Source organism: Variovorax sp. PEI5 (assembly GCF_056679935.1).
Genome location: NZ_CM155257.1, coordinates 3,416,086 through 3,440,995 on the forward strand (window position 1 = coordinate 3,416,086; position 24,910 = coordinate 3,440,995).

28 protein-coding genes are annotated in these 24,910 nt (G+C 68.4%); 17 read left to right on the forward strand and 11 right to left on the reverse strand.

All coding sequences use genetic code 11. The annotated features are described in order from the left end of the window. Positions 1 to 107: 107 nt before the first annotated feature. The 3 genes from AC1MLT_RS15655 to AC1MLT_RS15665 are packed head-to-tail and all read right to left on the reverse strand — an operon-like array spanning position 108 to position 2,852. Positions 108 to 1,295, reverse strand: a complete 1,188-nt coding sequence (locus AC1MLT_RS15655; RefSeq protein ID WP_481033113.1) for a vWA domain-containing protein — start codon at positions 1,293 to 1,295, stop codon at positions 108 to 110. Positions 1,296 to 1,354: 59 nt separating this feature from the next. Next, complete coding sequence (locus AC1MLT_RS15660) at positions 1,355 to 1,954, reverse strand: GNAT family N-acetyltransferase (protein WP_481033114.1); 600 nt, start codon at positions 1,952 to 1,954, stop codon at positions 1,355 to 1,357. 43 nt (positions 1,955 to 1,997) lie between these two features. Then, complete coding sequence (locus AC1MLT_RS15665) at positions 1,998 to 2,852, reverse strand: AAA family ATPase (protein WP_481033115.1); 855 nt, start codon at positions 2,850 to 2,852, stop codon at positions 1,998 to 2,000. Positions 2,853 to 3,005: 153 nt separating this feature from the next. Here AC1MLT_RS15665 and AC1MLT_RS15670 point away from each other — a divergent pair, with 153 nt between their 5' ends. Beyond that, entirely contained in the window at positions 3,006 to 3,698 is a 693-nt protein-coding gene (locus AC1MLT_RS15670) for a c-type cytochrome (RefSeq protein ID WP_481033116.1), read from the forward strand. Positions 3,699 to 3,743: 45 nt separating this feature from the next. Here AC1MLT_RS15670 and AC1MLT_RS15675 read toward each other — a convergent pair whose 3' ends face one another. Then, positions 3,744 to 4,178 (reverse strand): DUF1841 family protein, encoded by a 435-nt coding sequence (locus tag AC1MLT_RS15675; protein ID WP_481033117.1) that lies wholly within the window; start codon positions 4,176 to 4,178, stop codon positions 3,744 to 3,746. Between the two features lie 135 nt (positions 4,179 to 4,313). Between AC1MLT_RS15675 and AC1MLT_RS15680 the strand changes: the two genes are divergently transcribed. Together AC1MLT_RS15680 and AC1MLT_RS15685 are read left to right on the forward strand one after the other, a co-directional pair. Next, a complete protein-coding gene (locus AC1MLT_RS15680) occupies positions 4,314 to 5,330 on the forward strand; it encodes a Bug family tripartite tricarboxylate transporter substrate binding protein (RefSeq protein ID WP_481033118.1) in 1,017 nt (338 codons plus the stop codon). Between the two features lie 13 nt (positions 5,331 to 5,343). Then, a complete protein-coding gene (locus AC1MLT_RS15685) occupies positions 5,344 to 6,105 on the forward strand; it encodes a sulfite exporter TauE/SafE family protein (RefSeq protein WP_481033119.1) in 762 nt (253 codons plus the stop codon). Between the two features lie 31 nt (positions 6,106 to 6,136). Here the strand turns inward: AC1MLT_RS15685 and kefC are convergent, their stop codons facing one another. Both kefC and kefF read right to left on the reverse strand, forming a co-directional pair. Continuing rightward, positions 6,137 to 7,969, reverse strand: a complete 1,833-nt coding sequence (gene kefC / locus AC1MLT_RS15690) for a glutathione-regulated potassium-efflux system protein KefC (protein WP_481033120.1) — start codon at positions 7,967 to 7,969, stop codon at positions 6,137 to 6,139. Between the two features lie 11 nt (positions 7,970 to 7,980). Next, the gene (gene kefF, locus AC1MLT_RS15695) at positions 7,981 to 8,652 is read right to left on the reverse strand and encodes a glutathione-regulated potassium-efflux system oxidoreductase KefF (RefSeq protein ID WP_481033121.1); all 672 of its coding nucleotides are present in this window, start codon (positions 8,650 to 8,652) and stop codon (positions 7,981 to 7,983) included. 128 nt (positions 8,653 to 8,780) lie between these two features. Here kefF and AC1MLT_RS15700 point away from each other — a divergent pair, with 128 nt between their 5' ends. Then, entirely contained in the window at positions 8,781 to 9,239 is a 459-nt protein-coding gene (locus AC1MLT_RS15700; protein ID WP_481033122.1) for a MaoC family dehydratase, read from the forward strand. An 18-nt stretch (positions 9,240 to 9,257) separates the two neighbouring features. On the opposite strand, the gene trmL is transcribed toward AC1MLT_RS15700, so the two are convergent. Both trmL and AC1MLT_RS15710 read right to left on the reverse strand, forming a co-directional pair. Further along, positions 9,258 to 9,719 (reverse strand): tRNA (uridine(34)/cytosine(34)/5-carboxymethylaminomethyluridine(34)-2'-O)-methyltransferase TrmL, encoded by a 462-nt coding sequence (gene trmL, locus AC1MLT_RS15705; RefSeq protein WP_481033123.1) that lies wholly within the window; start codon positions 9,717 to 9,719, stop codon positions 9,258 to 9,260. A 106-nt stretch (positions 9,720 to 9,825) separates the two neighbouring features. Next, complete coding sequence (locus AC1MLT_RS15710; protein WP_481035051.1) at positions 9,826 to 10,509, reverse strand: ComF family protein; 684 nt, start codon at positions 10,507 to 10,509, stop codon at positions 9,826 to 9,828. Between the two features lie 98 nt (positions 10,510 to 10,607). On the opposite strand from AC1MLT_RS15710, the gene AC1MLT_RS15715 reads away from it, so the two are divergent. The 8 genes from AC1MLT_RS15715 (at position 10,608) to AC1MLT_RS15750 (ending at position 17,067) form a co-directional block, all read left to right on the forward strand. Next, positions 10,608 to 11,522 carry a methyltransferase domain-containing protein gene (locus AC1MLT_RS15715; protein WP_481033124.1) on the forward strand — a complete coding sequence of 305 codons (915 nt, stop codon included), beginning with the start codon at positions 10,608 to 10,610 and terminating at the stop codon, positions 11,520 to 11,522. Between the two features lie 130 nt (positions 11,523 to 11,652). Further along, positions 11,653 to 12,129, forward strand: a complete 477-nt coding sequence (locus AC1MLT_RS15720) for a DUF2244 domain-containing protein (protein ID WP_481033125.1) — start codon at positions 11,653 to 11,655, stop codon at positions 12,127 to 12,129. Positions 12,130 to 12,207: 78 nt separating this feature from the next. Next, positions 12,208 to 13,389, forward strand: a complete 1,182-nt coding sequence (coxB, locus tag AC1MLT_RS15725) for a cytochrome c oxidase subunit II (protein WP_481033126.1) — start codon at positions 12,208 to 12,210, stop codon at positions 13,387 to 13,389. Positions 13,390 to 13,438: 49 nt separating this feature from the next. Beyond that, positions 13,439 to 15,073: a cytochrome c oxidase subunit I gene (gene ctaD, locus AC1MLT_RS15730; RefSeq protein WP_481033127.1), complete on the forward strand. Its 1,635-nt coding sequence runs from the start codon at positions 13,439 to 13,441 to the stop codon at positions 15,071 to 15,073. 41 nt (positions 15,074 to 15,114) lie between these two features. Continuing rightward, positions 15,115 to 15,225 carry a cytochrome oxidase small assembly protein gene (locus AC1MLT_RS15735; protein ID WP_429593643.1) on the forward strand — a complete coding sequence of 37 codons (111 nt, stop codon included), beginning with the start codon at positions 15,115 to 15,117 and terminating at the stop codon, positions 15,223 to 15,225. Positions 15,226 to 15,274: 49 nt separating this feature from the next. Next, a complete protein-coding gene (locus AC1MLT_RS15740; protein WP_481033128.1) occupies positions 15,275 to 15,904 on the forward strand; it encodes a cytochrome c oxidase assembly protein in 630 nt (209 codons plus the stop codon). Continuing rightward, positions 15,901 to 16,125 (forward strand): DUF2970 domain-containing protein, encoded by a 225-nt coding sequence (locus AC1MLT_RS15745; RefSeq protein WP_481033129.1) that lies wholly within the window; start codon positions 15,901 to 15,903, stop codon positions 16,123 to 16,125. Before AC1MLT_RS15740 ends, AC1MLT_RS15745 begins: the two co-directional genes overlap by 4 nt. Positions 16,126 to 16,185: 60 nt before the next feature. Continuing rightward, complete coding sequence (locus AC1MLT_RS15750) at positions 16,186 to 17,067, forward strand: cytochrome c oxidase subunit 3 (protein WP_481033130.1); 882 nt, start codon at positions 16,186 to 16,188, stop codon at positions 17,065 to 17,067. Positions 17,068 to 17,174: 107 nt separating this feature from the next. Here the strand turns inward: AC1MLT_RS15750 and AC1MLT_RS15755 are convergent, their stop codons facing one another. Beyond that, the gene (locus tag AC1MLT_RS15755; protein ID WP_481033131.1) at positions 17,175 to 17,396 is read right to left on the reverse strand and encodes a twin transmembrane helix small protein; all 222 of its coding nucleotides are present in this window, start codon (positions 17,394 to 17,396) and stop codon (positions 17,175 to 17,177) included. 243 nt (positions 17,397 to 17,639) lie between these two features. Between AC1MLT_RS15755 and AC1MLT_RS15760 the strand changes: the two genes are divergently transcribed. From AC1MLT_RS15760 to AC1MLT_RS15780, 5 genes are read left to right on the forward strand one after another with little or no spacing between them, the layout of a single operon-like run. Next, on the forward strand, positions 17,640 to 18,887 hold the full coding sequence (locus tag AC1MLT_RS15760; RefSeq protein WP_481035052.1) for an SURF1 family protein: 1,248 nt from the start codon (positions 17,640 to 17,642) through the stop codon (positions 18,885 to 18,887). Next, positions 18,829 to 19,560 (forward strand): hypothetical protein, encoded by a 732-nt coding sequence (locus tag AC1MLT_RS15765; RefSeq protein ID WP_481033132.1) that lies wholly within the window; start codon positions 18,829 to 18,831, stop codon positions 19,558 to 19,560. The genes AC1MLT_RS15760 and AC1MLT_RS15765 overlap by 59 nt, the downstream gene beginning before the upstream one ends. Before the next feature lie 49 nt (positions 19,561 to 19,609). Continuing rightward, on the forward strand, positions 19,610 to 20,857 hold the full coding sequence (locus tag AC1MLT_RS15770; protein ID WP_481033133.1) for a COX15/CtaA family protein: 1,248 nt from the start codon (positions 19,610 to 19,612) through the stop codon (positions 20,855 to 20,857). Then, on the forward strand, positions 20,854 to 21,768 hold the full coding sequence (gene cyoE, locus AC1MLT_RS15775) for a heme o synthase (RefSeq protein WP_481033134.1): 915 nt from the start codon (positions 20,854 to 20,856) through the stop codon (positions 21,766 to 21,768). The genes AC1MLT_RS15770 and cyoE overlap by 4 nt, the downstream gene beginning before the upstream one ends. Before the next feature lie 50 nt (positions 21,769 to 21,818). After that, on the forward strand, positions 21,819 to 22,448 hold the full coding sequence (locus AC1MLT_RS15780; RefSeq protein WP_481033135.1) for an SCO family protein: 630 nt from the start codon (positions 21,819 to 21,821) through the stop codon (positions 22,446 to 22,448). Positions 22,449 to 22,471: 23 nt separating this feature from the next. Here AC1MLT_RS15780 and rpoH read toward each other — a convergent pair whose 3' ends face one another. Then, positions 22,472 to 23,419 (reverse strand): RNA polymerase sigma factor RpoH, encoded by a 948-nt coding sequence (gene rpoH, locus AC1MLT_RS15785; RefSeq protein ID WP_481033136.1) that lies wholly within the window; start codon positions 23,417 to 23,419, stop codon positions 22,472 to 22,474. Between the two features lie 310 nt (positions 23,420 to 23,729). After that, the gene (gene ftsY / locus AC1MLT_RS15790) at positions 23,730 to 24,896 is read right to left on the reverse strand and encodes a signal recognition particle-docking protein FtsY (protein WP_481033137.1); all 1,167 of its coding nucleotides are present in this window, start codon (positions 24,894 to 24,896) and stop codon (positions 23,730 to 23,732) included. Positions 24,897 to 24,910: the final 14 nt, after the last annotated feature.

Here is a 24,910-nt window from a genome sequence, read left to right on the forward strand (position 1 = left end):
TTAAGTATCAAATGTAAGTGAAGTTAATGCGATCGTCATTCGTTTTGTTCCGGTGCATCCGGGCAGGATGCCACCGTCGCCCCACGGGGTCCGGCCCTTCCGGCCGTTCACTTCGACAGCATCCGCATGGCGTCTTCCAGGCCGCGCAGCGTCAGTGGATACATGCGGTTCGACATCAGCTGCTGGATCAGCGAGATGCTCTGGCGATAGGACCATACGCCCTGGGGTTCCGGATTGATCCAGGCGAATTTCGGAAAGGCATGCGTGAGGCGCTGCAGCCATTCGGCGCCGGCTTCCTCGTTGTTGTATTCGACGCTGCCGCCCGGCTGCAGGATCTCGTAGGGACTCATGGTGGCGTCGCCGACGAAGATCAGCTTGTAGTCGCGGTTGTACTTTCGCAGGATGTCCCAGGTCGCGAACTTCTCCGAGAAGCGGCGCCGGTTGTTCTTCCACATGAAATCGTAGACGCAGTTGTGGAAGTAGTAGAACTCCAGATGCTTGAACTCGGTCTTGACGGCCGAGAACAGCTCCTCGATGCGCTGGACGTGCTCATCCATGGTGCCGCCGACGTCCATCAGCAGCAGCACCTTCACGTTGTTGTGGCGCTCGGGCCGCATCTTGATGTCGAGGTAGCCGGCGTTCGCGGCGGTCGACCGGATGGTGTCCTCGAGATCGAGTTCGTCCTCGTGCCCTTCGCGGGCGAACTTGCGCAGGCGTCGCAGCGCGACCTTGATGTTGCGCGTGCCCAGTTCCTGGCCGTCGTCGTAGTCCTTGTAGGCGCGCTGGTCCCAGACCTTGACGGCGCTGCGGTTGCGGCCCGCGCCGCCGATGCGCACGCCCTGCGGGTTGTAGCCGCCATGGCCGAAGGGCGACGTGCCACCGGTGCCGATCCACTTGCTGCCACCCTCATGGCGCTCCTTCTGCTCCTCGAAGCGCTTCTTCAATGTCTCCATGAGCTCGTCCCAGCCCATCTTCTCGATCGCGGCCTTCTCCTCGGGCGAGAACTCGCGCTCGAGGGTCTTGTGCAACCAGTCGAGCGGGATGTCGCGGGTGAAGTCGGTCAGCATCTCCACGCCCTTGAAGTAACCGGCGAAGGCGCGATCGAACTTGTCGTAGTGCTTCTCGTCCTTGACCAGCGTCGTGCGGCTGAGGTGATAGAAATCCTCCATGCCGAACGCGCCGTCCGAATCCGGCCCCACCACGTCGGCCTGCAGCGCCTCCAGCAGCGTCAGGAATTCCTTGACCGAGACCGGCAGCTTGGCCGCGCGCAGCGTGTAGAAGAAATCGATCAGCATGGCGACGTGGACTCCTGGCGGAAACGCGCGGGATCGCGCGCGGGTGGATGGGGTGGCGCTCAGGCGGCCCGATGGCGCGCGAGCAGGTACTGCAGCTGGGCCCTGGCCTCGGGCCATTCGCCCGCGCGCAGGCTGTACATCACCGTGTCGCGGATCGTGCCGTCGCGGCGCAGGGCATGGCCGCGGATGACGCCGTCCTTCCTCGCGCCCAGCCGCTCGATGGCGCGCTGCGACTCGAAGTTGAAGTTGTCGGTGCGCCAGCCGACCACGTGACAGCCCAGCGCATCGAAGGCGTGTTCGAGCAGCAGCAGCTTGCAGGTGGTGTTGACGTGGGTCCGCTGGCAGCGCCGGGCATACCAGGTGTAGCCGATCTCCACGCGCCTCACCGCCGGCAGGATGTCGTGATAGCTGGTGCTGCCGAGCACGGTGCCGGAGGCCTCGTCGGTCACCGCGAAGGCCAGCCGGTGTCCGGCCTCGCGCATCGCCAGGGCGGTCTCGACATAGGCCCGGGTCTCCCGCGGTTCGGGCACCGAGGTCACGCGCAGCCGCCACAGCTCGCCATCGGCCGCCGCCGCGCGCAGTCCGTCCTCGTGCGCCAGCGACAGGGGCACCAGCGCGATGCCACCCGATCTCAATGTCACCGGTTCCACGAAAGCCATGCCGATTCCTCTCAGGCGCGCCGGTCGCGTGCGCGGTCCGGGCCTACCGGTTGTTCCTCTGCATGAAGACCAGCTTCTCGAACAGCGTGACATCCTGTTCGTTCTTGAGCAGCGCGCCCACCAGCGGCGGCACGGCCACCTTCTCGTCCCTGCTCTGCAGCGCCTCCAGCGGGATGTCCTCGGCCACCAGCAGCTTGAGCCAGTCGAGCAGTTCGGAGGTCGAGGGCTTCTTCTTCAGACCGGGCAGGTTGCGCACGTCGTAGAAGGTCTTCATCGCCGCCGTCAGCAGGTCCTGCTTGAGCGTCGGGAAATGCACCGCGACGATCTGCTTCATCGTCTCCGCGTCGGGGAACTTGATGTAGTGGAAGAAGCAGCGGCGCAGGAAGGCATCCGGCAGTTCCTTCTCGTTGTTGGAGGTGATGAACACCACCGGCCGGTGCCGGGCGCGGATGAGCTCGCGCGTCTCGTAGCAGTAGAACTCCATGCGGTCGATCTCGCGCAGCAGGTCGTTCGGGAATTCGATGTCGGCCTTGTCGATCTCGTCGATCAGCAGCGCCACGGGCTGCTCGGCGGTGAAGGCCTGCCACAGCACGCCCTTGACGATGTAGTTGTGGATGTCCTTCACGCGCTCCCCGCCGTCGACATCGGCGAGCTGCGAATCGCGCAGCCGGCTGACCGCGTCGTATTCGTAGAGGCCCTGCTGCGCCTTGGTGGTCGACTTGATGTGCCACTGCAGCAGCGGCAGCCCCAGCGACTGCGCCACCTCCTCGGCCAGCATGGTCTTGCCGGTGCCCGGCTCGCCCTTGACCAGCAAGGGCCGCGCGAGGGTGATGGAGGCATTGACCGCGAGCATCAGGTCGCGTGTCGCGACGTAGTTGTCTGAACCTTCGAATTTCATGGAGGACGGCATGCTGGAGTGGAAGAAACCGGCGCCTCGGGGCGCAGTGCGGCGGGAGATCCGGTGAGCCTCGCGGTACAGGCCTGGCGGAGGCCCCCGCATATAATCGAACGTTGCTTCGAAACCGTTTCTCCACGAGATTGTGCGCGCAAAATGAACAAGTTGAAGACCACGGTATTTGCCCTCGCTGTCGCTTGCGTGACCCTCTCGGCCCAGGCGCAACCGGTGACCGGCAGCGTCGAGAACGGTTCCAGGAAGACCGCGATGTGCATCGGATGCCATGGCATCGTGGGCTACCAGTCGAGCTTCCCCGAGGTGCACAAGGTGCCCAAGATCGCGGGGCAGAGCGCGACCTACATCGCCTCGGCGCTCGCCGCGTACAAGGCCGGTGACCGCAAGCATCCGACGATGCGGGCCATCGCCGACACCCTCAGCGAGCAGGACATGGCCGACCTCGCGGCCTATTACGCGCAACTCGGCCTCCAGCAGGGCGACGCGGCCCCCGCGGCGACACCGGTCAAGGCGCCCAGCGAACGCGTCCAGGCACTGATCTCGCGCGATCGCGACAACGCCTGCACCAAGTGCCATGGCGCCAACTTCAACACCCCCAACGATGGCACCGTCGCCAAGCTCGCCGGCCAGCATCCCGACTACCTCTACGTGGCGCTGAAGTCGTACAAGGTCGAGAACCGTGCCCAGCTCGGACGCGCCAATGGCGTGATGAGCGGGCAGGCCAAGAAGTTCACCAACGACGAGCTCAAGGAACTCGCCAGCTACATCGGCTCGCTGCCGGGCGAGTTGAAGACGGTGCCCGAGTCGCGCTTCCACAAGACGACGGCCCGCTGAGGGCAGCCCGCCGCGACCGGCCCGACCGGTGGGTTGCACGGCGCGTCAGTCGCGCGTCGCGTGGCGCTGCACGCAATCGACATACGCATGGCCATCCGGTGGGCGACCGGCGCGCTGGCTCTCCCACATCATGCGACCCAGGCATTCCATGGCATCGTGATGGGCGTCGAGCAACGAGCCCCGGCGCGCGGCCAGCAATTCCACCGCCTGCCGGATGCCGCGCGGCTGGTCGATCGAACACTGCTCGCTGATCGACAGGTGCATCGACAGATGCAGGAACGGATTCTCGCGCCCGCTCCGGTCGTCGTAGACGCGGGCCACGGCGGCATCGGCATCGGCCAGGTCGGCGTGGTACTCGGGATGGGCATCGATCCAGCCGGCGGCGATGGTCTCCAGCGCTTCCATCGGCTGTCCGGCGCGGTGCTTGGCGTAGACGTTGCAGAAGAAGCGCCGCACTTCTTCCTGGGTGGGATTGAACATGCGTTCGAGGGTAGCACCGGAGACCGTGGGGTCGGGTGCCCTGGGTACGATGCAGCCCTGTCCCGCGCGGCGCGTCGATCCGTGCCCGCACTCGTCTTCTCCCGCGACCGCGGTTCGCCCCTGAAAGGTTCTCCCATGTCACGTTCCCCATCCACCGCCGCGTCCACGACCCGCCGCTTCTTCGGCCTGGGTGCCATCGCCATCGCGGCCGCCGCTCTCGGCATCGCGCCGACCGAGGTCCGGGCCCAGGCGGCCTATCCGGCCAAGCCCATCACGATCATCGTGCCGTTCTCGGCCGGTGGCACCACCGACATCCTGGCGCGCGTGGTGGGCCTGCATGTCGGGCAGACCCTCGGCCAGCCGGTGATCGTCGACAACCGCGCCGGCGCGGGCGGCAACATCGGCACGCAGGCGGTCGCGCGCGCCCCGGCCGACGGCTACACGCTGCTGATGGGCACCGTCGGCACGCACGCCATCAACCAGAGCCTCTACAAGAAGCTGCCGTTCGATCCCATCAAGGATTTCGCGCCGCTCTCGCGCGTGGCGATGGTGCCCAACCTGCTGGTCGCCAATCCGTCGCAGCCCTACAAGACCGTCAAGGAACTGATCGCCTACGCCAAGGCGAATCCGGGCAAGGTCAACTTCGCCTCGTCGGGCAGCGGCACGTCGATCCACCTGTCGGGCGAGCTGTTCAAGCAGATGACGCAGATCGACATGCAGCACGTGCCCTACAAGGGCAGCGCGCCGGCCGTGGCGGACCTGATCGGCGGCCAGACCGCCATCATGTTCGACAACATGCCTTCGGTCATGCCGCACGTGAAGGCCGGCAAGCTGCGCGCCATGGCGGTCACCACCGCGCGTCGCTCGCCCGCGCTGCCCGACGTGCCGACGATCGCGGAGTCGGGTGTGCCCGGCTACGACACGTCGTCCTGGTTCGGCCTGCTGGCGCCGACCGGCACGCCACCCGAGGTCGTCGCCAAGCTCAATGCCGCCATCCTGAAGGCGCTGGCCGATCCGGATGTCAAGACCAAGCTGGCCGAGCAGGGCGCCGAGCCGCATCCGGAGAAGCCCGAGCAGTTCGCCGCCTTCATCGGCAGCGAGACGGCCAAGTGGGGCAAGGTCGTGAAGGAATCCGGCGCCAGCGTGGATTGACCACCGCCCGGCTTTGATCCTTCCGATCGTCACCGACTGGCATTTCTACGCCGCAGCCGTCCCCGCCGTGCTGTTGCTGGGGGTCAGCAAGAGTGGCTTCGGCGCCGGTTTCGGCTCGTTGGCCGTGCCGCTGATGGCATTGACCGTCACCGTGCCGCAGGCCGCGGCCATGCTGATGCCGGCCCTGCTGCTGATGGACCTGCTGGGCATCGCGGCCTTCCGCCGCGACGTCGACGTCCGCCTGCTGAAGGTCCTGATCCCGTGCGGCCTGGTCGGCACCCTCGTCGGGGCGCTGCTGTTCCGCGTCCTCGACCCCCGGACGGTCGCGGGCCTGGTGGGCGCCCTCACGCTGCTGTTCCTGACCCAGCGCCTGGTCTTCCCGCCCCGCGCCGAAGCCGCGCCGCCGCCGCGTTCGGTCGGTGGCGTCCTGGCCGCGATCGGCGGCTTCACCAGCTTCGTCGCGCACGCGGGCGGGCCGCCCGTGAGCGCCTACCTGATCCCGCTGAAGCTGCGGCCGATCGTGTTCACGGCGACCATGGCCTACCTGTTCTTCGTCATCAACCTGAGCAAGTGGATTCCCTATGCCTGGCTCGGGCTGCTCGATCTGCGCAACATGGCGACCTCGCTGGTGCTGCTGCCGTTCGCGCCGATCGGGGTCTGGGTCGGCATCCGCATCGCGCGGCGCATCGATCCGGTCTGGTTCTATCGCTTCGTCCACGCCGGCATGGCGCTCACCGGCATCAAGCTGGTCGGCGACGCCCTGCTGGCCCGCTGATCAGGGGGAGGGGGCTTCGGGCCAGCCGCGTTCAGGCGTCGTGATCCCAGTGGCTGTCGGCCAGGCGCTGGCGCTCCTCGCGCTCGCGCGCCATCTGCCGGGCGAACTGCTGGCGTCCTTCCTTGGCCACCGCGATGAGCTTGGCGCGATCCTTGTAGTGCGGATAGGTCTCGGCCATCAGCTTCAGGTTGCGGCGCCGGAACACCATCGTCGACTCGCGCGCCTCGTGCGCCGGCCAGCCGAGCGCCTCGAGCACCGAGCGCGCGCTGCGCAGCGACGACTCGAACAGCTCGCGCTCGATGTGCTCGACGCCGCGGTCCTGCAGTTGATAGAGATGCCCGACGTTGCGGGCCCGCGCCACGATGCGGGCCTGGGGGAAATGCGCGCGCGCGAGATCGACGATCTCCAGCGACTGCTCGATGTCGTCGACCGCCACCACGATGGCCGTCGCGGTGGCGGCGCCCGCGGTGCGCAGCAGGTCCAGCCGGGTGGCGTCGCCGTAGAAGACGCGGAAGCCGAACTCGCGCAGCCCCTCGACGGTGTCGGGGTCGTGGTCGAGCACGGTCACCTCGATGCTCTGCGAGAACAGCAGCCGTCCGACGATCTGCCCGTAGCGGCCGAAGCCGCAGATCAGCACCTTGGGCGCCTGCGGTTCGGAGATCTCCGCCATCGTCGGCGCCGCGCCGCGGCTGTAGCGCGGCAGCACGAAGCGGTCGATCGCCACCAGCAGAAGCGGCGACACCAGCATCGACAGCGCCACCGCCGCGATCAGGAACGACGCCGTCGCCGGTGGCAGCACGTCGGGCCCGGCGGCCTGGAACACCACGAAGGCGAACTCGCCGCCCTGGGCCAGCAGCAGCGTGAACACCGGACGTTGCTGGTAGGGCACGCCCATCGCCTTGCCCAGGGCGTAGATGACGACGAACTTGAGCGCCAGGAAGCCGACGACCACCAGCGCCATCAGGCCCGGATGAGCCATCAGAACGCCGAAGTCGATGCTCATGCCCACGGCAATGAAGAACAGGCCCAGCAGCAGGCCCTTGAACGGCTCGATGTCGGTTTCCAGTTCGCGCCGGTATTCGCTCTCGGCCAGCAGCACGCCCGCCAGGAAGGCGCCCAGCGCCATCGACAGCCCGACGAACTGCATCAGCGCCGCGATGGCCACCACCAGCAGCAGCGCGGTGGCGGTGAAGATCTCGGGCGTGTCGCTGCGCGCGATCCAGCGCAGCAGCGGCCGCAGCAGCAGCCGCCCGCCCAGCACGATGCCCGCGATCACGCCGACGATCCTGGCCGCCTGCCAGGCGCGCGCGGCACCGGCCACCGGCTCGTGCGCATCGACGCCGGCGACCGCCAGCAGGGGCAGCAGCGCCAGGATCGGGATCGCCGCCACGTCCTGGAACAGCAGGATCGAGAAGCCGGCCTGGCCGCTGGGCGTGGCCATCAGGTTGCGCTCGGCGAAGACCTGCAGCGCGATGGCGGTGGACGACAGCGCCAGTCCCAGCGCCGCCACCAGCGCGACGCGCCAGTCGGCCCCGGCCAGATATCCGACCGCGAACAGCACGACCGCGCAGCCCAGCACCTGCGCCGAGCCCCAGCCGAAGATCGGTCGGCGCAGGTTCCACAGCCGTGCCGGCTCCAGTTCGAGCCCGACCAGGAACAGCATCAGCACGACGCCGAACTCGGCGAAGTGCAGCACCTGCTCGACGCTGGAGACCAGCCCCAGGCCCCAGGGCCCGATGGCGATGCCGGCGGCCAGGTAGCCGATGATCGAGCCCAGGCCGAGGGCCTTGGACAGCGGCACCACCAGCACGGCGGCGCCCAGATAGATGAGACTGGCGGTGAGCCAGGCGGGAGCGTGTTCCATGGCGTTCGGTCTCAGGCGGTGCGGTCGGTGCGTTCGGGGCGGTCGCGCGACGGGACGGTGCAGGTCGGACAGGCGTCGAGATCGGCCATCTCGGGCCAGTCGGGATAGGTCCGCAGGCGCTGCACCAGGATGTCGGCGTGCGCCTGCAGCTCGGCGGTGGCGACGCGGTTGGCGCCATGCATCACCAGCGGCGGCAGGAAGCGCATGCCGCACAGCGCCGCCATCTGTTCGTAGGGCGGCAGGAAGGCATCGAAGAAGTAGCGGTTGTAGCCCTGCGGGCTGTAGCTGTCCTCGGGACCGCCGGTGGAGGCCACCAGCCAGACGTCCTTGCCACGCAGGGCCGTGCCCTCCGGACCATAGGCCCAGCCATAGCGCAGCACCTCGTCGAGCCACAGCTTCTGCAGCGGCGGCATCGAATACCAGTGGATCGGATGCATCAGCACCAGCAGGTCGGCGCGCTCGAGCCGCTCGCGCTCGCGCTCGGTGTCGATGGTGTAGTCGGGATAGCTGGCATAGAGATCGTTGATGTCGATCGTCACCGCTCCCATGGCGTCGGCCGCCGCCTCGCGCACGGTGGTCAGCAGCTGGCGGTTGACGCGCGAGTCGCGCCAGCGCGGATGGGCCGCGATGAGGTAGATGTGGATGTGGCGGCCGGTCGGCGCATCCGGGGACGATGGAGTCATGCGTGGAACATAGCGCACCCACGCCCGCGGCGCATCGTGCATCGCGTGGTCACGGATGCGCGCTGGACCGGATGTCCGTGTCGCCCCACGGACATCGCGCCGGCGCCGCGCCGCCTAAAGTGCGGCGCATGAAGAAGACCTTCCAGACTCTCGAGGAGCTCGCGCGACATGTCGGCGAGGACGTCGCCACGAGCGACTGGCTGACCGTCACGCAGGCGCAGGTGGACCGGTTCGCGGAGGCGACCGGCGATCACCAGTGGATCCACGTCGACCCCGAACGCGCGAGGGCCGGTCCGTTCGGCGCGCCGATCGCGCATGGTTTCCTGACCTTGTCGCTGCTGCCGCGCCTGTTCGAATCGGCCCTGGAGATCGTCCAGTCCGGCATGGGCGTCAACTACGGCCTCAACCGGGTGCGCTTCATGTCGCCGGTCCCGGTGGGCAGTCGGCTGCGCGCCCGCATGAAGCTGCTGGCGGCCGAGCCGATCGCCGGTGCCGGCTACCAGATGACCTGGGAGACGACGATCGAGCTCGAGGGCGCCTCGAAGCCGGCCTGCGTGGCCGAGTCGGTGGTCCGCCGCTATCCCTGAGGCCGATGCGCATCGAGGCTAGGCGAAGCCCTGCTGGCGCCAGGCCTCGAACACGGTCACGGCGACGGCATTGGAGAGATTCAGGCTGCGCTGGTGGGCGCGCATCGGCAGGCGCAGCCGCTGCTGCGCGGGAAAGCGTTCGCGCAGTTCGGCTGCCAGGCCCCGCGTCTCCGAACCGAAGACCAGCCAGTCACCGGGCGCGAAGACCGTGTCGTGCACGGCGCGGGTGCCCCGCGTGGTGAGCGCGAACATCCGCCCGGGCGCCGGTCGCTCGGTGGCGAGCAGGGCGTCCCAGTCGGCATGGCGGCGCACCTCGGCATATTCGTGGTAGTCGAGGCCGGCGCGGCGCAGGAGGCGGTCGTCCATCGAGAAGCCCAGGGGCTCGACCAGGTGCAGCGTGCAGCCGGTGTTGGCGGCCAGCCGGATCACGTTGCCGGTGTTGGGTGGGATTTCGGGTTCGACGAGGACGATGTGGAACATGCGCGGTGATTTCGGCGGCGGACGGAGGAGGGGCCGGACGACGCGGCCCGATGGCAGGGCGGCGTGGCGGGAGCGTCGGAGGATAGCGGCGCGAGGAGCGCCGGCCTCAGGACGAGGCATCGGTCCGTGCCAGCACCAGGCCCGTGAGATGTGCCGCGCCGGCGGCACGCAGGACCCGCGCCGCCGCGAACAGCGACGCCCCGCTGGTCATGACGTCGTCCACCAGCACGATGCGACGACCCCGCACCGCCGCCGCGCGCAGCGGCTCGACGGCGAAGGCGCCGCGCAGGTTGAGCAACCGTTCGGCGCGCGCGAGACCGCGCTGCGCGGGCGTGTCGCGCACGCGCAGCAGCAGCCCGGGATCGGTCTTGTCCGGCGCCAGGCGACGCGCGAGCTCGAGCGACTGGTTGAAACCACGCTCGCGCAGGCGTGCCGGCGCGAGCGGCATCGGCAGCACCAGGTCGCAGCGTTCGAGCGCCGGCGCGCTCCATGGCGCGCTGCGCATGAGCTGCGCGAAGGCGCCCGCCCATCCGGTCTCGCCCTGGAACTTGAAGTGGCCGATGGGCTGAGGCCACGGCCAGGCATAGGCGCAGGCGGCGATGCAGGCATCCAGCGGCGGCGGCTGGCGGACGCAGTCGCTGCAGCGCTCGACCCCCGTGGGCACCGGGATCGCGCAGGTCGGGCAGCGCGCCACGGGCGCCGCGAAACGCGCGACGCACGGATCGCACAGTGGCCGCGACGGCCAGGCGCGACAGATCGCGCACTGGCTGGGGATGCGGGCACCCAGCATGGCGCCCAGGGCCGACCACGGCGACGCGCGCAGCAGGGACGCGGGGAAAGGGCGTAGCGCCCGAAGGAAGTGCATCGCTCAATATACTGAGTGGCTCCATGCCTGCCGAATCCTCCCAGCGTCCACCCACCATCGATCCCGTGGCCGCCGCCCGCTGGGCGCGCCTGTCACCCGCCGCCGACGAGGGTTCGCCGTGGCTGCACGAGGAGATCGGCCGCCGCATGGAGGAGCGCCTCCAGTGGATCACCATGAAGCCGGCCAGCTGGGCCGACTGGTCGCCATTGCGCGGCGGCCTGCAGGCGCACGAGCGCGTCGCCCGGCGCTATCGCGAGGCGCCGGCGTTCGTGATCGAACCGGATGCGGCACTGGCGGCGCGCACGGCGCGCGCATTGGCCGTGCCCTGGTGGACCGCGCGGCGCTGGCAGGGCGGACAGGCGCGCTTCGAGGCGCCGCCGGAAGCCGGCGTCGACCTGCTGTGGGCCAACATGGCGCTTCACATGGCCGGCGACCCGCAGTCGCTGATCGCGACGTGGCACGAGCGGCTGGCGACCCACGGCTTCCTGATGTTCTCCTGCCTGGGCCCCGACACCGTGCAGGAGTTGCGCGGGCTCTACGAGCAGCTGGGCTGGCCGCCGCCGGGCCACCAGTTCACCGACATGCACGACTGGGGCGACATGCTCGTCGGCGCGGGCTTCGCCGAGCCGATCATGGACATGGAGCGCATCGTGCTGACCTGGGCCACGCCCGAGGCGGCGCTGGCGGAACTGCGCGGGCTCGGCCGCAACCTGCATCCCCGGCGTTTCGACGCGCCGCGCGGACGACGCTGGCGCGCCACGCTGCTGGAGGCGCTGGCCTCGCTGGCCGTTCCCGGGCGCAACGATGGCCGCATCGCCCTGACCTTCGAGGTCGTCTACGGCCATGCCTTCAAGCCGCCGCCGCGCATCGCGTTGTCCGGCGAAAGCGCCGTCTCGCTGCGCCAGATGCGCGAGATGCTGCAGCGCGGGCGTCCCTGAAGCGCCTCGCTTTTGAAAGGTGAACCGCTACAATCCGCGGCTGCGCCAACTCCCGGGAATTTCCCCGCGATCGACGTCCGTCGGATGAGGGTTCGGCGGCTGTCGACGAACCGATCTGCCGAACTCGCCCGTGTCGAATTCCGTGTTTCGTTTTGCCACCGTTTCCGGCCAGGACACCCACTGGCTGCTGAAGCGCAACTGCTCGGTGACGCCGTCCCAGCTCGGCTGGTTGTACGCCTCGCTGTGCTTCGTGTCGCTCGGCATCGGTGTGGCCTTCTGGCTCTGCGGCGCGACGATGGTGCTGCCGTTCGCGTGGCTCGAACTGCTGGCGGTCGGCGTGGCGTTCCTGATGTATGCGCGGCATGCGACGGATGGCGAGCGGATCGAGCTCCAGGCCGGCCGGCTGGTGGTGGAACTGGAGAATGGTGGACATCGCGAGCGCGTCGAATTCCTGCCGGACCACGTGCGGGTCGAGCCGGAGGCCAGCGACCGCTCGCTGATCGAGGTGTCGGGCCAGGGTCGTTCGGTCAAGGTGGGGCGTTATGTGCGTCCCGAATTGCGGGCGGCGCTGGCGCGGGAGATCCGCATGGCGCTGCGTGGTGCCTGAGCGGGCGGGCGCATGCGGACGTCGTCGGTGGCCGCGGGCGGATGGGTACAACGGACAAATGAAGAAGTGATGAACACGATGAAGAGCATTTGGCGCAACAAGTTCAGACCCGCCCATCTCCTGCTGACGGCCGGCGCGACGTTCGGCGGCATCGCCCATGCGGTCGAGGATCTGCCCGGCGGCCCGATGGTGCGCCAGCTCAACCTGCCCACGGGTGTCACCAAGATCGCGCAGGAGCAGCATCTGCTGCACACGATCATGATGGTCCTGTGCACCGTGATCTTCATCGCCGTGTTCGCGGTGATGTTCTATTCCATCTGGAAGCACCGCAAGTCGGTGGGCCACAAGGCCGCCAATTTCCACGAGTCGGTGGTGGTCGAGGTGATCTGGACCATCGTGCCCTTCGTCATCGTCATCCTGATGGCGCTGCCGGCCACCAAGGTCCTGGTCGCGCAGAAGGACACCACCAATGCCGACCTCACGGTCAAGGTCACCGGCTACCAGTGGAAGTGGGGCTACGACTACATCAAGGGCGAGGGCGAGGGCCTGGGCTTCATCTCGACGCTCGACAGCTCGCACCGCGCGATGTCCGACGCCGGGGCCAAGGGCGAGATCCCGGTCGACTACCTGTTCAAGGTCGACAACCCGTTCGTGGTGCCGGTCGACAAGAAGATCCGGGTCATCACCACCGCCAACGACGTCATCCACGCCTTCGCGGTGCCGCAGTTCGGCATCAAGCAGGACGCGATCCCCGGCTTCGTGCGCGACACCTGGTTCCGCGCCGAGAAGATCGGCGACTACTACGGCCAGTGCCAGGAGCTCTGCGGCAAGGAGCATGCGTACATGCCGATCCACGTGAAGGTGGTCTCGGCGGCCGACTACACCGCCTGGGTCGACACCAAGCGCAAGGAAGCCGCCGCCAAGCTCGACGATCCGAACAAGGTCTGGGCCCTGCCCGAGATCATGGCGCGCGGCGAGAAGGTCTATGCCGCCAACTGCGCGGCCTGCCACCAGGCCAACGGCAAGGGCGCCGGTCCGATCAAGCCGCTCGATGGCTCGCCCAAGGTGCTCGATCCCGACCACACCGACCAGATCAACGTGCTGCTGCGGGGCCAGAACAATGGTGCCATGCCGGCCTGGAAGCAGCTGAGCGACACCGACCTGGCCGCGGTGATCAGCTTCACCAAGAACAGCTGGTCGAACAAGACCGGCCAACTGGTGCAGCCGGCCGAGGTCAAGGCCGAGCGGGCCAAGCTCTGAGCGGCGCCCTGACGTCCGCGACGCCCCGAGACATCCAAGGAACCAAGACATGAGCGCAGTCCTCGACCCCCATGGCCACGCCCACGGCGATCACCACGCCCACGACGAGCACCACGACGCGCCCACCGGCTGGCGCCGCTGGCTGTTCGCGACCAACCACAAGGACATCGGGACGCTCTACCTGCTGTTCAGCTTCACGATGCTGATGGTGGGCGGCGTGCTGGCGCTGCTGATCCGGGCCGAGCTGTTCCAGCCGGGCCTGCAGCTGGTCAACCCCGAACTCTTCAACCAGTTCACCACCATGCACGGGCTGATCATGGTGTTCGGCGCCATCATGCCGGCCTTCGTGGGCTTCGCGAACTGGATGATCCCGCTGCAGATCGGCGCTTCGGACATGGCGTTCGCGCGCATGAACAACTTCAGCTTCTGGCTGATGATCCCGGCCGCGCTGATGCTGGTGTCGAGCTTCTTCATGCCCGGTGGCGCGCCGGCGGCCGGCTGGACGCTCTATGCGCCGCTCACGCTGCAGATGGGTCCGTCGATGGATGCCGGCATCTTCGCGATGCACCTCCTGGGCGCCTCGTCGATCATGGGCTCGATCAACATCATCGTCACGATCCTGAACATGCGCGCGCCCGGCATGACGCTCATGAAGATGCCGATGTTCTGCTGGACCTGGCTGATCACGGCCTACCTGCTGATCGCCGTCATGCCGGTGCTCGCCGGCGCCATCACGATGACGCTGACCGACCGCCACTTCGGCACCAGCTTCTTCAATCCCGCCGGTGGCGGGGATCCGGTGATGTACCAGCACATCTTCTGGTTCTTCGGCCATCCCGAGGTCTACATCATGATCCTGCCGGCCTTCGGCATCATCAGCCAGATCGTGCCGGCGTTCTCGCGCAAGAAGCTGTTCGGCTATGCCTCGATGGTGTATGCCACCTCGTCGATCGCGATCCTGTCGTTCATCGTCTGGGCGCACCACATGTTCACGACCGGCATGCCGGTCACGGGCCAGCTGTTCTTCATGTACGCGACGATGCTGATCGCCGTACCCACGGCCGTGAAGATCTTCAACTGGATCGCCACCATGTGGCAGGGCTCGATGACCTTCGAGACCCCGATGCTGTTCGCCGTCGGCTTCATCTTCGTCTTCACGATGGGTGGCTTCACCGGTCTGATCCTGGCCGTCGCGCCGATCGACATCCAGCTGCAGGACACCTACTACGTGGTGGCGCACTTCCACTACGTGCTGGTGGCCGGCTCGCTCTACGCCATGTTCGCCGGCGTTTACTACTGGCTGCCGAAATGGACCGGCGTGATGTACAGCGAGGCGCGCGGTAAGCTGCATTTCTGGTGGTCGCTGATCTCCTTCAACGTCACCTTCTTCCCGATGCACTTCCTGGGCCTGGCGGGCATGCCGCGCCGCTATGCCGACTATCCGATGCAGTTCGCCGACTTCAACGCGGTGGCCAGCGTCGGCGCCTTCGCCTTCGGCCTCGCCCAGGTCTACTTCTTCCTGTTCGTCGTCCTTCCGGCCATGATGGGCAAGGGCGAGAAGGCACCGCAGAAGCCGTGGGAAGCCGCCGAGGGCCTGGAATGGGAAGTGCCGTCGCCGGCGCCGTTCCACACCTTCGAGACGCCGCCGCGCCTGGACGCCTCGGCCTCCAAGATCATCGGCTGAGCGCCGGTACCCCGTCCGCTCGCGCCCAGGCACCAAAGCCCATGACTCCCGAACAGAAGAAGAACAACCGCCGCATGGGGCTGACATTGGCCTCCATCGCCATCCTGTTCTTCGTCGGCTTCCTCGTCCGCATGGTGGTGTTCGGCCGCTGACCGGACATCGTCGCGATCGCGTCATCCGGACGAATCCCCAAGGAAATCCATGAGCATCGGCCATCGACTGCGTCGCGAGAACCTCCGCATGGTGGGCAAGCTCGCCGTGGTGGCGTGCGGCATGTTCGCCTTCGGCTACGTGCTGATCCCGGTCTATCGCCACATCTGCGAGATGACCGGCATCAACATCCTGTCGCTGACCGAGCGCCAGGTACCGGGCAATGGCGCGGCCGGCGCGCAGGTCCGCGTGCCCGAGAACTCGCAGGTCGACATGAGCCGCACCATCACGGTCGAGTTCGACGCCAACGTGCGCGGCCCTTGGGACTTCAAGCCGGCGCAGCGCTCCATCGAGGTCCATCCGGGCGAGCTGAAATCGGTCATGTACGAATTCCAGAACGTGCAGAACCGGCGCATGGCCGCCCAGGCCATCCCGAGCTACGCGCCCGCCCAGGCGGCGCCGTACTTCAACAAGCTCGAGTGCTTCTGCTTCAGCCAGTACACCCTGGAGGCGGGCGAGAAGAAGGAATGGCCGGTGGCCTTCGTGATCGACCCCAAGATCTCGAAGGACGTGAAGACCATCACCCTGTCCTACACCTTCTTCGAGGTGGGCGGCAAGACGCCCGCCGCGCCGACCGCATCGGCGGGTGCCCTGGTGCCGGCCGTGGAGCCTCGTTCATGAGCACCGGGGGTGGCGAAGACACGGCACGTGGCGGCCGGGGCAGTCTCTGGCGCACCGTGAAGGCGGTGGCCTGGGGCTTCTTCGGGGTGCGCAAGAACAGCGCCTATCAGGAGGACATCGCACGGCTCACGCCGCTGCACATCGTGGCCGTGGGGCTGGTGGCGGTGATCGTGTTCGTCGTCGCGCTGATCGTGCTGGTCAGGCACGTGGTGGCGAGCTGAGCCGCCGCCGCGTCGCATGAAAAAGAACATTCGAATCGAGAGCAGAAAGCAGGAGCTGATATGAGTTCAACCACGCACGGCACCACGCCCTACTATTTCGTGCCCGGGCCGTCGCGCCATCCGATCATGGCGTCGATCGGCCTGTTCTTCGTGATCCTGGGTGCGGGGCAGTGGATCAACGGCCAGCACTGGGGCGCGTACTCGCTCGCATTCGGTTTGCTGTGGTGGTGGGGCGTGCTCTACCAGTGGTTCCGCGACGCGGTCGGCGAGAGCGAGGGCGGCCAGTACAGCCATCGCATCGATCTCTCCTATCGCTGGAGCATGAGCTGGTTCATCTTCTCCGAGGTGATGTTCTTCGGCGCCTTCTTCACCGCGCTGTGGTGGGCACGCGTCCATGCGCTGCCGGCGCTCGGGAGCCTGGACAACGCCCTGCTGTGGCCCGACTTCAAGGCCGTCTGGCCCAGCATGGCGGCCGGCGTGACCGGTTCGCCGGCCGACATCGTCGAGCCGTTCCAGACCGTGGGGCCGTTCTGGCTGCCCACCATCAACACGGCATTGCTGCTGACCTCCGGCGTGACGCTGACCATCGCCCACCATGCGCTGCGCGCCGACCATCGCGCCCAGTGCGTGCGCTTCATGTGGCTCACCGTGCTGCTGGGCATCGTCTTCCTGGGCGTCCAGGGCTACGAGTACTACCACCTCTACACCGAGCTCAACCTGAAGCTGACCTCCGGCACCTATGGCTCGACCTTCTTCATGCTGACCGGCTTCCACGGCCTGCATGTGTTCATCGGCATGCTGATGCTGCTGTTCATCACGCTGCGCCTGCAGCGCGGTCATTTCACGCCCGAGCGCCATTTCGGCTTCGAGGGCGCGGCCTGGTACTGGCACTTCGTCGACGTCGTGTGGCTGGGCCTCTACGTGATGGTGTACTGGCTTTGAACGACCACTCCGGCACGAATGGAAAGCGCCGCAAGGCGCTTTTTTCATGGTTCCCAGGGCGGGGGCGGGGCGTCGGTGCGTCGTTCTGGACCTGGAACGAGCACGACCTACTTGCCGATGGGGAGCCCGCCCGGCTGGATGTAGCCCAGCTTCCACGCCGCCAGCAGGCAGACGAACAGCAGCACCGACAGCCCGATGCGGACCGTGAGCGCGCGCGCCATGCTGCCGCTCCTGGCGCGTCCGTCGCGCCCGCCGCGCAGCATCGAGACGAGCGCCCAGCCGAGGCTGCCCAGGATGCCGATGAAAGCCGCCGCGATGAGGTATTTCATGCGCCGGATTATCGGTCGGAGCCCGCGCCCGCGCCGTTGAATGCGCGACCGCGCGCGCCTTCGCCGTCGCCAGCGCGAGCGCCGCAGCAGTGGTCGCCGCCCCCGCTCCATCTCCGTCCGGAGGCCGCAGCCGACCGTCCCGAGCCGGCCATGATGCCCGCGCTCTCGTCGCCATCGCCCTTGCCATCGACCGCAGGCATGCCGGTGGCGTCGGCGTCGTCGGCGACCACGACCTCCGCACCGATGGCGGCCGCCGCCGCATCGACTCCCCCCATCGCCTCCGCGGATGCCGCCGCGCGTCCTGGCGCCGTGCCACCGCCGCCGCCGCCGCGCGCCGGACGGACGGCTCCGGCGCCCCGGAAATGGCGCCCGCTGCGCTTCGCCCTGGTCACGCTGGCCACCGCGCTGACGCTGGCCGCCACGGTGTCGCTCGGACGCTGGCAGCTCTCGCGCGCGGCGCAGAAGATCGCCCTGCAGGCCGAGATCGAGGCGCAGAAGCTGCGGCCACCGCTCGACCAGGACGAGTTCCTGGCGCTCGGCGATCCGGCATCGGTGCTGCACCGGCCGGTGCGCCTGCGCGGGCTGTGGCTGGCACCGCAGACGGTGTATCTCGACAACCGGCAGATGCACGGCCTGACCGGGTTCTATGTGCTCACCCCGTTCGCCCTCGAAGGCAGCGAGCGGACCGTGCTGGTGCAGCGGGGCTGGATCCCGCGCAATTTCAACGATCGCACCCAACTGGCGCCGGTCGAGACTCCGAGTGGACTGGTCGAGATCACCGCGCTCGTGGCGCCCCCGCCGGGACGGCTGCTCGACCTGGGCAGGGCGCAGACGCCGGCGCCGGCGCCATGGCCCACGGCGTCCGACGCCTCGTCGCCCGAGGCCTGGGCCGCGGCCGCCGCGAACGCGGCCTCCGACGCGGTCGCGAGCGTGGTGGCGACGATGGCGCCGTCCGATGCGGCCAGCGCCGCCGAGTCGGTCATCGTCGTGCCGGCGGCGCCGGTCGCCTCGGTCACGCCGCTGCGCACGGTGCCTCCGGTCGGCGATGCGGCCGAGACGGCGAACAGACCCGGGCCGGGCGAAGGCGCGGCGACCGATGTCGCGCCGGAGGCGACCGGCAACGCCACCGATGCCGCCACCGGCAAGGGCGCGGCGCCGCTGTCGTCCGCGGCGCGCAACGCGGCCGCCGCGGCGGCCATCACCGCCGCCCGGGACCGTGCCGTGGGGTCTTCGCCCATCCGGCAGAATCTGGACCTCTCCGCATACCGTGCCGAAACCCGGCTGCCATTGCGCACCGACCTCACCCTGCAGCAGGCCGGCGCAGCTTCGGAAGGCCTGCTGCGCGACTGGCCGGCACCGGCCCTCGGGGTCGAGAAGCACCATGGCTATGCGTTCCAGTGGTTTGGCCTGGCCGGTCTCGTCGTCCTCCTCTATGTCTGGTTCCAACTCATCGCCCCGTGGCGCAGATCGCGCCGGCAGCGTCGTGGCTGAAGCCGACGAGCCGCTCGACCTGACGGTGCATTCGCTGCCCTCGCCGCGGCATGCGCTCGATGGCCAGGACGTCCGGCGCACGCGCCTGGGACGCTGGAAGATGATCGTCGTGCTGCTGTGCTGCGCGGCGCCGGTGATCGCCTCCTATTTCACCTACTACGTGATCCGTCCGGAAGGGCGGCGCGTCTATGGCGAGCTGATCGACCCGCAGCGTCCCGTGCCCGCGCTGAGCGCGACGACCCCGGACGGCCGTGCCGTGCCCCTGGGCTCGCTGCAGGGCCAATGGCTGCTGGTGGCGGTCGCCGACGCGGCCTGCGACGCGCTGTGCGAACGCCAGCTCTACCTGCAGCGCCAGCTGCGCGAGAGCCTCGGGCGCGAGAAGGATCGCCTGGACCGCGTCTGGCTGGTGAGCGACGACGCGCCGATCCCGGCCCGGCTCGACAACGGCCTGCATGGCGCGACCGTGCTGCGCGTGCCGGCCGCGCGCCTGACCGAATGGCTCGCGCCCGTCGCCGGCCATGTGCTGGCCGAGCACTTCTTCGTCGTCGATCCGCAGGGCAACTGGATGATGCGGTTCCCGGCCCGCATGGACGCCGAGGGCGCCGGTCGCGCCAAGCGCGATCTGGAGCGCCTGCTGCGCGCCTCCTCCTCGTGGGACGAACCCGGTCGCTGACGACCGGACGCCACCGACGCCCCACGCTCTTCCCGATCCGACGCCCCCCATGGACCACACCTCCCTCTACGACCTCACGCCCATCGCCTGGCTGATGGCCGTGGGCATCCTGCTCGCGCTCGGGCCGCTCGTGTGGGTGTGGCGCCGCCATGCCGGCGCAGGCGCCGCGCGGCGCCTGCATGCGCTGACGGTGCTCACGCTGTTTTTGACCTTCGACCTGACGCTCTTCGGCGCCTTCACCCGCCTGACCGATTCGGGATTGGGTTGCCCCGACTGGCCGGGCTGCTATGGCAACGCGAGCCCGCTGGGCGCGCGCCACGAGATCGCGATGGCGCAATCGGCCCAGCCGACCGGACCGGTCACGCATGGCAAGGCCTGGGTCGAGATGGTCCACCGCTATCTCGCGACCGGGGTCGGCGTGCTGATCCTGACCCTGGCCGTGGCGACGTGGATCGTGCGCCGGCGGCAGCGTCGCCAGCCTTCGCGGGCGGGTGCGGGAGCCGATGCGTCGGCGTCGTCGGCCGCGCTCAGCGCCTGGTGGCCGATGGCGACGCTGGCCTGGGTCTGCCTGCAGGGTGCCTTCGGCGCCCTGACCGTCACCCTCAAGCTGTTTCCCGCCATCGTCACCTTGCACCTGCTGGGAGCCATCGTGCTGCTGGCACTGCTGTGTATCCAGGCCGTGCGCTACCAGCAGGCGGCGGTCGGCCGTCGCCCCGTGGCGCTCGCCGCGCCCCTGCGGCTGCTGCTCGTCGGCACGACGGTCCTGCTGGCGGTGCAGATCGCCCTGGGCGGTTGGGTCAGCACCAACTACGCGGTGCTGGCCTGCACCGAATTCCCGACCTGCCAGGGCAGCTGGTGGCCCGCCATGAACTTCGCCCAGGGCTTCCAGGTCTGGCGCGAGCTCGGTGTCGACGCGGCGGGCGCGCCGATCGACTTCTCGGCGCTGACGGCGATCCACTACGTCCACCGGCTGATGGCCTATGCGGTGTTCCTGGCGCTGGGACTGCTCGGCTGGCGACTGCACCGCGACGTCCCGGCCCTGCGCGGCCAGGCCCGCTGGCTCGGCGGCCTGGCGCTGCTGCAACTCGCCACCGGCCTGGGCAACGTGCTGCTGGGCTGGCCCCTGGCGGCGGCCGTGCTGCACACGGGCGGTGCCGCCGCCCTGGCCGTGGTGCTGACCTGGACCCTGTGCGAGAGCCGGCGGGCCTCGAGCGCGGTGGCCGCGCCGGTGCCCACGACGGCCGCGCGGCCATCGGCCGATCGCACCGGCGCGACGACGGGAGCCGCCACGCCATGAACCGGCCCGTGCCGACTCCCGCGCCACAGAGCGCCTCCCTCGCCGACGTGGTGAGGCAGTTCTATGCGCTGACCAAGCCGCGCGTGGTCCAGCTGATCGTCTTCTGCGCCCTGATCGGCATGGTGCTGGCCGTGCCCGGCGTGCCGAGCGGGGCCGACCTGCAGCGCGCGCTGCTCGCCTGCATCGGCATCTGGCTGGTGGCGGGCGCGGCGGCGGCCTTCAATTGCCTGGTCGAGAAGGGCATCGACTCCCGCATGAAGCGCACGGCCTGGCGGCCCACCGCGCGCGGCGAACTGAGCGATACCCAGGCGCTGCTGTTCTCGGCGCTGCTGTGCGCGGCGGGCTCGGCATTGCTGTGGTTCAGCGTCAACCCGCTGACCATGTGGCTGACCTTCGCCACCTTCGTCGGTTATGCGGTGGTCTACACCGTCATCCTGAAGCCGCTCACGCCGCAGAACATCGTGATCGGCGGCGCCTCGGGCGCCATGCCACCGGTGCTCGGCTGGGCCGCCATGACGGGCGACGTCGGCCCGGAGGCGCTGATCCTGTTTCTCATCATCTTCCTGTGGACGCCGCCGCACTTCTGGGCCCTGGCCCTCTATCGCGTGGAGGACTATCGCAAGTCCGGCCTGCCGATGCTGCCGGTCACGCACGGCAACGAGTTCACGCGGCTGCAGGTGCTGCTCTACACCTTCATCCTGCTGGCCGCCTGCCTCCTGCCGTTCATCTACGGCATGAGCGGCTGGCTGTATCTCGCGGTCGCCGTGGCGGTCAGCCTGGGCTTCTGCGGCTATGCCTTCGCGCTGTGGCGGAACTATTCCGATGCCCTGGCGCGCAGGACCTTCCGCTTCTCGTTGATCCACCTGAGCGTGCTGTTCGCCGCGCTCCTGGTCGATCACTACGTGTTCTGAATCCCACTCTTTCCGCGATCCCCGCGGACCGGATCCCCATCATGGCCCCCATGGACAAGCGTCGTTTCCTCCAATGCATCGCCGCTTCGGTGGCGGGACGGGCGAGTGCGTTCGCGCTGGTCGGCGCCGGCATCGCCGGCTGTTCCGAATCCGCGCCCAAACAGACCTTCAATGCCGTCGACCTGACCGGTGCCGACTACGCCAAGGACTTCGCCCTGACCGATGCCGACGGCCGTCGCCGCACGCTGGCGGATTTCAAGGGCAAGGTGGTGGTGCTGTTCTTCGGCTATGCGCAGTGCCCGGACGTCTGCCCGACCACCATGACCGAGATGGCGCAGGTCAAGCAGCAGCTCGGCGCGGATGGCGATCGCCTGCAGGTCGTGTTCGTCACGGTCGATCCGGAACGCGACACGCCGGCGGTCATGAAGGCCTATACCCAGGCCTTCGATCCAAGCATCGTGGCGCTCATCCCGACGCCGGCGGAACTCGCCGCGCTGTCGAAGGACTTCAAGTTCTATTACAAGAAGGTGGATGGCTCGACGCCGACCAGCTATTCGATGGACCACTCGGCCGCGAGCTATGTCTACGACCCGGCCGGCCGGCTGCGGCTGTATGCCCGCTACGGAGCCGGCGTCGCGCCGATGGTGGCGGATGTGAAGACCCTGCTCGCCACGGGCTGAGCAGGGGGTCCGGAGGCCGGGCCTCAGGCGTATTCGACCAGCGCCTTCTTCATCTTCTTCATGGCCGCCACCTCGATCTGGCGGATGCGCTCGGCCGAGACGCCATAGACCGCCGCCAGATCGTGCAGCGTCATGCCGCCCGAACCATCGTCGTTCACCTTGAGCCAGCGCTCCTCGACTATGCGGCGACTGCGGTCGTCCAGGGCCTCGAGCGCCGTGGCGATGCCATCGCTGGACAAGCGGTCGCGCTGCTGTGATTCGAGCTGCGCGGTCGGCTCCTGCGTCGCGTCGGCCAGGTAGGCGATCGGGCCGAAACCCTCGTCGCCATCGTCGGCGGGACCCGGATCGAGCATGACGTCGCCACCCGACAGGCGCGTTTCCATCTCCAGCACTTCCTCGCGCTTGACGTTCAGCTTGGTCGCCATCGCGCTGACCTCGGCCGGGCTCAGGGTGTCGCGGTGCGTGTCGTTGTCGGACGCGGCGGCATCGGCCTTGAAGTTCTGCTTCATGGAACGCAGATTGAAGAACAGCTTGCGCTGGGCCTTGGTCGTCGCGACCTTGACCATGCGCCAGTTCTTCAGGATGTACTCGTGAATCTCCGCCTTGATCCAGTGCATGGCATAGCTCACCAGCCGCACGCCCTGATCGGGGTCGAAGCGCTTCACGGCCTTCATGAGACCGATGTTGCCTTCCTGGATCAGGTCGCCGTGGGGCAGGCCATAGCCGAGGTACTGGCGCGAGATGGAGACGACCAGGCGCAGGTGCGACAGGATCAAGGCGCCGGCGGCCTCGAGATCGTTGTGGTCGCGCAGCTTGCGGGCGAAGCCTTGCTCTTCCTCGAGCGTGAGGAGGGGGAGGCGGTTGGCCGTGGAGATGTAGGCATCGAGGTTGCCGAGCGGCGGCACCATCGACCAGGGATTGGCAACGGCGAGTTGGTGAGTCGCGATAGAGGCTCCGGACAGGGATGTCATCAGGGAAACTCCTTTGAAGTTCGTCATATTAGCACTCGGTTAGAGGGAGTGCTAAAGCTGTAGTTCCGAGCCTAAATGCTCGAATCACGCTGTTTTCGGAATGCATTGTTCCGATTTGGACTACAAAAGGGCGACATGACCGGCAATCGTGATGCCAGTTTCGGAGTCGACCTCCCTTTGTGATCAGAACGAACGATGCCCTGCCACGAAGCGATCGGGTGTCGGCCGATGCCGGTCGCGGGCCCTCGCGTTGACCGACGCCGTGGGGACCGCAGCCCGACCGGATCCCGTCCGACGCGCCGGGGCGTCTTCAGTCGGCGTCGCCGACCAGGGCCTGGGCGAACTCGCGCGCGTCGAAGGTCTCGAGATCCTCGAGCTTCTCGCCGACGCCGATGAAGTAGACCGGGATCGGCCGCTCGCGCGCGATGGCGCACAGCACGCCACCCTTGGCCGTGCCGTCGAGCTTGGTGACGATGAGTCCGGTCAGGCCGAGCGCCTCGTCGAAAGCCTTGACCTGCGCCAGGGCGTTCTGGCCGGTGTTGCCATCGATCACCAGCAGCACCTCGTGGGGCGCCGTGGCGTCGGCCTTGGACACCACGCGCTTGATCTTGCGCAATTCGTCCATCAGGTGCAGCTGCGTCGGCAGGCGGCCGGCGGTGTCGACCAGCACCACGTCCTTGCCACGGGCCCGTCCGGCGTTCACGGCATCGAAGCTGACGGCGGAGGGATCGCCGCCGGCATTGCTGACGATCTCCACCGTGTTGCGATCGGCCCAGACCAGCAGCTGCTCGCGCGCGGCGGCGCGGAAGGTGTCGGCCGCCGCCAGCAGCACCGAGGCGCCTTCGCTGGACAGGTGCTTGGTGAGCTTGCCGATCGAGGTCGTCTTGCCGGCGCCGTTGACGCCGGCGACCATGATCACCGTCGGCAGGTGGCGGCCGATCTCCAAGGGCTTCTCCAGCGGCCGCAGCAGATCGGCGATGGCATCGGCGAGCAGCACCCGGACCTGCTGCGCGTTGGTGGCGATCTGGCTCTTGACGCGGCGGCGCAGGTCGTCGAGCAGATACTCGGTCGCCTTGACGCCGGTGTCGGCCATCAGGAGGGCGGTCTCCAGCTCCTCGTAGAGTTCCTCGTCGATCTGCGCGTTGACGAAGACGGCCTGGATGCCGGTGCCGGTCTTGCGCAGGCCGGTCTTGAGCTTGTCGATCCAGCCCTGGCGCGCCGGCTCGGCCGGCGCCGCCACGGGCACCGGGACCACCGGCGGCACCGGTGCCGGTCGCGGACGTGGCACGATCGGCTCGACGACCGGAGGCGCCGCATCGGGTGCGGGATCCGGCGACTTGCCGCCGAACCAGCTCGAGGGCGAGAACACGGACTTCGCGGCCGGCACGGCCGGCGGCGGTACCGCGACGGGCTCGGGCACGGGAGCGGGCGGCACGACGGCGTCGGGCTGCGGCTTTTTCTTGAAGAAACTGAACATCGGTGCTTTTTTAC

Bases quoted from the DNA above. Each gene is read 5' to 3' on its own strand.
- AC1MLT_RS15750 (WP_481033130.1), top strand. From the start codon at position 16,186: ATGAGTTCAACCACGCACGGCACCACGCCCTACTATTTCGTGCCCGGG.
- ctaD (WP_481033127.1), top strand. From the start codon at position 13,439: ATGAGCGCAGTCCTCGACCCCCATGGCCACGCCCACGGCGATCACCAC.
- AC1MLT_RS15715 (WP_481033124.1), top strand. From the start codon at position 10,608: ATGCCTGCCGAATCCTCCCAGCGTCCACCCACCATCGATCCCGTGGCC.
- coxB (WP_481033126.1), top strand. From the start codon at position 12,208: ATGAAGAGCATTTGGCGCAACAAGTTCAGACCCGCCCATCTCCTGCTG.
- AC1MLT_RS15745 (WP_481033129.1), top strand. From the start codon at position 15,901: ATGAGCACCGGGGGTGGCGAAGACACGGCACGTGGCGGCCGGGGCAGT.
- AC1MLT_RS15655 (WP_481033113.1), bottom strand. From the start codon at position 1,295: ATGCTGATCGATTTCTTCTACACGCTGCGCGCGGCCAAGCTGCCGGTC.
- AC1MLT_RS15665 (WP_481033115.1), bottom strand. From the start codon at position 2,852: ATGAAATTCGAAGGTTCAGACAACTACGTCGCGACACGCGACCTGATG.
- ftsY (WP_481033137.1), bottom strand. From the start codon at position 24,896: ATGTTCAGTTTCTTCAAGAAAAAGCCGCAGCCCGACGCCGTCGTGCCG.
- AC1MLT_RS15710 (WP_481035051.1), bottom strand. From the start codon at position 10,509: ATGCTGGGTGCCCGCATCCCCAGCCAGTGCGCGATCTGTCGCGCCTGG.
- rpoH (WP_481033136.1), bottom strand. From the start codon at position 23,419: ATGACATCCCTGTCCGGAGCCTCTATCGCGACTCACCAACTCGCCGTT.
- cyoE (WP_481033134.1), top strand. From the start codon at position 20,854: ATGAACCGGCCCGTGCCGACTCCCGCGCCACAGAGCGCCTCCCTCGCC.
- AC1MLT_RS15700 (WP_481033122.1), top strand. From the start codon at position 8,781: ATGAAGAAGACCTTCCAGACTCTCGAGGAGCTCGCGCGACATGTCGGC.
- AC1MLT_RS15770 (WP_481033133.1), top strand. From the start codon at position 19,610: ATGGACCACACCTCCCTCTACGACCTCACGCCCATCGCCTGGCTGATG.
- AC1MLT_RS15660 (WP_481033114.1), bottom strand. From the start codon at position 1,954: ATGGCTTTCGTGGAACCGGTGACATTGAGATCGGGTGGCATCGCGCTG.
- AC1MLT_RS15740 (WP_481033128.1), top strand. From the start codon at position 15,275: ATGAGCATCGGCCATCGACTGCGTCGCGAGAACCTCCGCATGGTGGGC.
- AC1MLT_RS15755 (WP_481033131.1), bottom strand. From the start codon at position 17,396: ATGAAATACCTCATCGCGGCGGCTTTCATCGGCATCCTGGGCAGCCTC.
- kefF (WP_481033121.1), bottom strand. From the start codon at position 8,652: ATGACTCCATCGTCCCCGGATGCGCCGACCGGCCGCCACATCCACATC.
- trmL (WP_481033123.1), bottom strand. From the start codon at position 9,719: ATGTTCCACATCGTCCTCGTCGAACCCGAAATCCCACCCAACACCGGC.
- AC1MLT_RS15670 (WP_481033116.1), top strand. From the start codon at position 3,006: ATGAACAAGTTGAAGACCACGGTATTTGCCCTCGCTGTCGCTTGCGTG.
- AC1MLT_RS15765 (WP_481033132.1), top strand. From the start codon at position 18,829: ATGTCTGGTTCCAACTCATCGCCCCGTGGCGCAGATCGCGCCGGCAGC.
- AC1MLT_RS15680 (WP_481033118.1), top strand. From the start codon at position 4,314: ATGTCACGTTCCCCATCCACCGCCGCGTCCACGACCCGCCGCTTCTTC.
- AC1MLT_RS15675 (WP_481033117.1), bottom strand. From the start codon at position 4,178: ATGTTCAATCCCACCCAGGAAGAAGTGCGGCGCTTCTTCTGCAACGTC.
- AC1MLT_RS15780 (WP_481033135.1), top strand. From the start codon at position 21,819: ATGGACAAGCGTCGTTTCCTCCAATGCATCGCCGCTTCGGTGGCGGGA.
- AC1MLT_RS15735 (WP_429593643.1), top strand. From the start codon at position 15,115: ATGACTCCCGAACAGAAGAAGAACAACCGCCGCATGGGGCTGACATTG.
- AC1MLT_RS15760 (WP_481035052.1), top strand. From the start codon at position 17,640: ATGGCGGCCGCCGCCGCATCGACTCCCCCCATCGCCTCCGCGGATGCC.
- kefC (WP_481033120.1), bottom strand. From the start codon at position 7,969: ATGGAACACGCTCCCGCCTGGCTCACCGCCAGTCTCATCTATCTGGGC.